4 protein-coding genes and 2 pseudogenes are annotated in these 5,823 nt (G+C 74.7%); 5 read left to right on the top strand and 1 reads right to left on the bottom strand.

Features of this window, described 5'->3' with window-relative positions:
- The 5 genes and pseudogenes from FNQ90_RS10445 to FNQ90_RS10425 form a co-directional block, all read left to right on the top strand.
- Positions 1-621 (top strand): annotated as a pseudogene (locus tag FNQ90_RS10445) (hypothetical protein); the annotation flags it as partial.
- Between the two features lie 115 nt (positions 622-736).
- Positions 737-1,183, top strand: a complete 447-nt coding sequence (locus FNQ90_RS10440; RefSeq protein ID WP_182606114.1) for an SCO4402 family protein — start codon at positions 737-739, stop codon at positions 1,181-1,183.
- Between the two features lie 99 nt (positions 1,184-1,282).
- Positions 1,283-2,179 carry a formyltetrahydrofolate deformylase gene (gene purU, locus FNQ90_RS10435; protein WP_182606113.1) on the top strand — a complete coding sequence of 299 codons (897 nt, stop codon included), beginning with the start codon at positions 1,283-1,285 and terminating at the stop codon, positions 2,177-2,179.
- A gap of 446 nt (positions 2,180-2,625) precedes the next feature.
- Positions 2,626-3,000, top strand: a complete 375-nt coding sequence (locus FNQ90_RS10430) for an STAS domain-containing protein (protein WP_143619380.1) — start codon at positions 2,626-2,628, stop codon at positions 2,998-3,000.
- Positions 3,001-3,299: 299 nt separating this feature from the next.
- Positions 3,300-3,956: an ATP-binding protein gene (locus FNQ90_RS10425; RefSeq protein WP_323379870.1), complete on the top strand. Its 657-nt coding sequence runs from the start codon at positions 3,300-3,302 to the stop codon at positions 3,954-3,956.
- 496 nt (positions 3,957-4,452) lie between these two features.
- On the opposite strand, the pseudogene FNQ90_RS10420 reads toward FNQ90_RS10425, so the two are convergent.
- A pseudogene (locus tag FNQ90_RS10420) lies at positions 4,453-5,616 on the bottom strand (flavin-containing monooxygenase); the annotation flags it as partial.
- Between the last annotated feature and the right edge of the window lie 207 nt (positions 5,617-5,823).

Raw genomic sequence — 5,823 nt, 5'->3', positions numbered from 1 at the left:
GTGTTCGGGGGAGGGGACAGGGCCGCGGCGGGTGACGGCGCGCCGCCGGGAATCCCCGGGCCCGATGTCGATCCGCTCGCCGGGGACCCCGACCCGGCCGGTGGCGCGGAACCCGAGCCCGAACCCGAGCCCGAGCCCGACCCGGGGCCCGACCCGGCCGCCGTCGCGGCCCGGGCCGAGGCGCTCTCCGAGTTGCTCGAGGAGAGCGCCGGCAGCCGGGAGGCGGTGGTCGCGGCGGTGGGCCGCATCGAGGAGTGCAAGAAGCTGAAGGAGGCCGCCGAGACGCTGCGCGGGGCGGCCGGGGAACGCACCTCACAGGTCATGCGCCTGCACGGGATGTCCCTGGACGGCCTGCCGGAGCACCGCGAGTTGTCCCGGGCGCTCACCGAGGCGTGGGAGGCGTCCGCCGACGCCGACGACCGGTACGCCGACTGGGCCCTGGAGGTGCGTGAGGACCGGCGTCGGATGTGCCGGCGCGGGGAGACCCGCCGGACCGACAACACCGCGGAGGCCGAGCGGGCGGGTGCCGAGGCGACGGCGGCCAAGGAGCGGGCCGCCGAGCTGTGGAACCCGATCGCCCGGGAGTACGGCCTGCCCGAGCGCACCGCCGGCGACCTGTAGGCGGGGCCCGGCGCCGCCGGCCGGGGCGGTCGGGGGCCGGATCGGGACGGAACGTACCATCTGCTGCGTGCAGGCTTCCGAAAGCTCTTCCCGTCGAGCCCGTCGTTCGCCCACCATGGACGGCATGCCGAACAACGACATGCCCTGGTGGCGCTGGCGCGCGCATGTGCGCTCCGGGTTGCACATGCTCTCCGACCCGGCCTTCCAGCGGGACCGCTGGGCCGCCGGCGTTCCGGGGTACGGGGACGTCACCGACGCGGTCTACCGGCTGGTGGAGGACACCTGGCTGGACAACTGGTCGGCCGACAAGTACGTGGGCACGATCTTCCGCGACACGGAGGAGGCGGCCCTGGTGGACGCGGCCGTTCTGCGGGTGCTGCGGATCATGCACCGGGTCGGGCCGGACGCCCCGCCGGGCGCCTATCTCGACCACGCCGACTGGCCGGAGGCGGTGCGGGCGGCCCGGGAGGCCCACGTGTTGCTGGCGACCAACGACGGTGAGGATCCCGACGCCCCGCCCCGGTCCCTGGACGAGTTGGCCGCCGCCGTCGCCGGTCACTGAGGAGCCCCGGGAGCCCGGTCCCGTGGAGGCGTCCGCCGATCGGTTCACGGCGCGGTCATCGGCGCCGATCGGCCGGCGCGATGTGCCAGGCTGGGGCGCATGACTCCCTCCACGACCGCCTCCCGCGACGAGCGGGACCAGGAGCCGGCCGAGCAGTACCTGCTCACCCTCTCGTGTCCGGACCGACCGGGCATCGTGCACGCCGTGGCCAGCTACCTGTTCATGACCGGGTGCAACATCGAGGACAGCCAGCAGTTCAAGGATCGGGACACCGGGCTGTTCTTCATGCGGGTCCACTTCTCCGCCGAGGACGCCACCGCCCCGGCGAAGCTGCGGGCCAGCTTCGCCGCCATCGGCGACTCCTTCCGGATGGACTGGCAGCTGCATCCGGCGGACCGGCGGATGCGGGTGGTGCTGATGGTCAGCCGATTCGGTCACTGCCTGAACGACCTGCTCTTCCGCACCCGGATCGGCGCGCTGCCGGTGGAGATCGCGGCGGTGGTCTCCAACCACACCGATTTCGCCGAGCTGGTCGCCTCCTACAACCTGCCCTTCCATCACATTCCGGTCACCTCCGGGACCAAGGCGGAGGCCGAGGCCCGGCTGCTGGAGATCGTGGAGGAGGAGAACATCGAGCTGGTCGTCCTGGCCCGGTACATGCAGGTGCTCTCCGACGACCTGTGCAAGCGGCTGAACGGGCGGATCATCAACATCCACCACTCCTTCCTGCCGAGTTTCAAGGGCGCCAAGCCCTACCACCAGGCCCACGCCCGGGGTGTGAAGCTGATCGGGGCGACCGCCCACTACGTGACGGCCGAGCTGGACGAGGGGCCGATCATCGAGCAGGAGGTGGAGCGGGTCGGGCACGACCTGAGTCCCGAGCAGCTGGTGGCGGTGGGGCGTGACGTGGAGTGTCAGGCGTTGGCGCGGGCCGTGAAGTGGCACAGCGAGCGGCGGGTGCTCCTCAACGGGCACCGAACCGTCGTCTTCTCCTGACTTCCCGTTCCCCCGCCTTCCGGTTCCCCCGCCTTCCGGGGGAACCGGCGCCCGGCGGGGTGGGGCCGGGCTTCCGTACGGTGACATGCCGGGTCCACGCCGGGGAGGGGCGCCCCGGCGCGCGCGGTGAGGGATCGCGCCGGGTGCGCCGACCCCCTTCGGCGGTGCCCGCAGGTCGCCCGTAGAGTGCGGGAGAGCCCGACGCGATGCCGGGGAGCGACCGGTCCGATCGGCGTGTGGTTGATGTCTCGCGCCCTCCGGTCACCCTCCGATGGATGGTGTGCCGGCGTGATGTGCGCCCCGGCGCGTTCCCGGAGGCTTGAGCAGCCCGAAACGGGGCATCGCGATGGGCGAAGCGGGCCCTCGATCGGGGGTCGGTGACCGAAAGGCCCGCGGGCGGCCGCTCGTCCCGGGTGCCGGACGATCGCGAAATGGGGCTGCGGGACGTGACCTTGACGGTGCGGGAGGAACGGCTCGGTGCCTGGTGGGTGCTCCGGGTCGAGGGAGAGCTCGATCTGGTCAGCGCCCCGACGGTGCGCCGCCGGGTGCACGACGCGGTGGCCGAGGGGCGTCGCGATCTGATCATCGATCTGGGTGGGGTGCGATTCTGTGACTCCACCGGCGTGGGGGTGTTGATCGCCGCACGTCGGCTGCTGCGGTCCTGCGCCGGACGACTGCGGATCATCCTGCCGCCGGAGGCCGGTGGCGAGGGCTCGCACGTCAACCGGGTCCTGGCGGCACTGGGAGTGCTCCGGCTCTTCGAGCACTACCCCGATCCGGAGAGCGCGGCCCGGGACGCGGCGGAGCCGCTGCCCACCTGAGGCCGGTCCCCGCCCGATGTCCGGGCTCCCGGGAGTTTCAAGAATTTGCCGGGGCTTTCCGGGGTTTTCACCGCATCGAGTGCTCCCCCGGGCCGCCACCGGTGTTCGGACACGGCCGGCGAGCCTCGCACATCGCACCGGGTCGTACTCCTTTGCGCCGGAATAACCCGGAAGTTCTTGTTGTGCGGGTCCTCCGTCAACCATGCTGGTTCGTCCCGGGATTCGCGCGCCGTGGCGCGGTCCCGGGGAGCTTTCGGGCGTGCCGGGAGCGGATTCCACCGGTTCGGATGGTGTGAGCGGTGCAGGAACTGCAGGAGCGGTTGGAGGTCGGGGCCGATCCGGGGGAGGTCTCCCGGGCGAGGGCGTGGACGCGACGGTTCGTCGGGGGCATCCCCGATCCGCCGGCCGACCTGGCCGACACGGCGGTGCTCCTGGTCTCGGAGTTGGTCACCAACGCCGTCGTGCACACCGGCCGGTCGGCGGTGCTGCGGCTCGAGGTCCTTCCCGCCGCCGGGTCGGCCCACCGTCACCCGCCGCCCCGTCCCTCCCCGACAGGGCGGGGCGCGGTGCCGCCCACCGGGCACGGAGGTCGTGTGATCCCCGCCGGGGCCCCCCGGGGGGCCCGGGCGGAGCAGGACGGACGCGGTGGGTGCGCCGTGTGCGGGATCGCGCCCACGGGCGGTGTCGGAGCCGCGCCCCCCGGCGGGACGCCGGTTGTGCTCCGCATCGAGGTCGCGGACCGGACCCCGTGTCCACCGCGTCGACGGGAGGCGGGCGGCGAGGACACCAGCGGACGCGGACTGGAACTGGTCGAGGCCCTCGCCCACCGCTGGGGGTGGCGCCCCCAGCCCGGCGGCAAGCGCATCTGGTGCGAGGTGGACTGCTCGCCGGCCGGCCCGGGGGTCGCGGGGGACCGGCGGGTTCCGGCCACGTCACGGCGACCGTTCGCGAGGTGAAGCGGGGCTCCCCGGCCGGGGCGGATCATCCCGCCGGGGTCGGTCGGGCCTCCTCCTCCGGCACGGGCGTGGCGGACGCGGGTGTGGCGTCCACCGTCGGGCCGGCCGGATCGCCGACGACCGTTTCCGGCGTGGCCGCCGCGTCCGCCGCCGCACCGGAACCGGCGGGTGGCCGGGTGGCGGCCGGGTCGACGGGGGCATCAGGGTCGCCGGCGCCGGTCGGGGTGTCCGGAAGGGTCGGGGTGTCGGCGTGCTCCGGGGTCCCCGGGTTCCGAGCGGGCGGTGGGGGACTCCCCGCCGGGTCCGGGGTCTGTGCCGGGTCCGGGGCGTCCGCGCCGGCCGTCGCCTCAACAGCCGGACCCGAGGCCCCGGTGCGGGCCGGGATGACCCGGGGGTCGGCGCCGGCCGCGACGGCCGCCCTGGCCTCCCGGTCGGCCCGTGCGGCGACCCGTCGGGCCCGACGGCCGTTCTCCCCGCTGCGGTGCTCGTACACCTCGCGCGCCACGGCGGACGCCACCCCCGGGGCCTGCCGGGCGATCTCCCGCAGCATGCCGCTGATGGGGTGGGTGTAGCCGGTGAACCACAGACCCGGTGCCTCCGGCAGTGGTCCCTCCCGGCCCTCCGCGCGCGGCCGACCCCGGTCGTCGAGCACCCCCAGGTGTCCGACCAGGGGCTCGAGGCCCGGTCGCCAACCGGTGGCCGCGATGACCACCTCGGGGGCGATGGGCTCACCATCGGCGAGCAGGACCCGGTCCCCCTCGAAGCCGGTCACCGCCGCGACCGGTTCGACCAGTCCTCGGCGAACGGCCCGCACCAGGCCGATGTCCTGTACGGGGATGGCGCCCTCGCGGACCCGGGAGTACAGGCCGCTTTGCGGGCGCGGCAGTCCGTACCGGGTCAGGTCCGGCACCATGCGGGTCATCGGCACCGCGAGGCGGTCCACCACGCCCACCGGCAGTCGCCGGCACAGCACGGCGGATGCCTGGGCGGGCCAGCCGAGGGTGGAGCGGCGAACGATGTGCGGGGGCGTGCGGACGGCCAGGCGGACCCGGCCGGCGCCGGCCGCGGCCAGTTCCGCCGCGATCTCGGCGCCGCTGTTGCCCGTTCCGACGACCAACACGTCCCGCCCGGTCAGGGGCGCGGCGGTGCGGTAGTCGGAGGCGTGGAGGAACTCCCCGGTGAAACCGTCCAGCCCCGGCCAGGCCGGTATCCGGGGGACCCGGTTGGCACCCGTGGCGACGACGACGGCGGCGGCGCGCAGTTCCCGTCCGCCGTTGGCCCGCAGCAGCCAGCGTCCACCGTCCTCCGCCCCGTCGGGGCCCTCGGGGCCGGTGAGGCGCTCGATCCGGGAGACCTCCACGCCGCAGGCCAGCTCGAGCCGATGGGCGCGGGCGTACCGCTCGAGGTAGGCGACGTACTCGTCGCGGGGGACCCAGCGTCCGGCGGAGCGGGGGAGCGGCAGCCCGGGCAGCGAGGACCAGCGGCGGGTGGTGTGCAGGCGCAGACCGTCCCAGTGGTTTCGCCAGGAGGTACCCGGCTCGGCGCCCCGTTCCACGACGACGGTTCGGATGCCGCGCCGGACCAGGGCGGCGGCGGTGGCGAGGCCGCTGGGGCCGCCACCGATGACGTGCACCGGCGATGTGGTGGCGGGTATCGGCATGCCCAGAGGATACGCAGCCGAGGTGCTCTCCCCGCTCGGCGGTGGGACGGTGTTACCCCCTTGTGGCCGGGTTGCGGTGGGGCGTGCCGCTCGGACGGGTTCGCATGGGAGTGCGATGAATGCCCGGTGGAGACGGTGCGGGGAAGGGGTGGGTGCCCGGTGGCGGATCGGCGTCCCGGCGTCCCGGGGCACGCGGGCCGGTGCCTG

Origin of the sequence: Streptomyces alkaliphilus, from assembly GCF_014141535.1 — a bacterium.
Lineage (GTDB): Bacteria > Actinomycetota > Actinomycetes > Streptomycetales > Streptomycetaceae > Streptomyces > Streptomyces alkaliphilus.
This window is presented reverse-complemented; position numbering and strand designations above follow the sequence as displayed.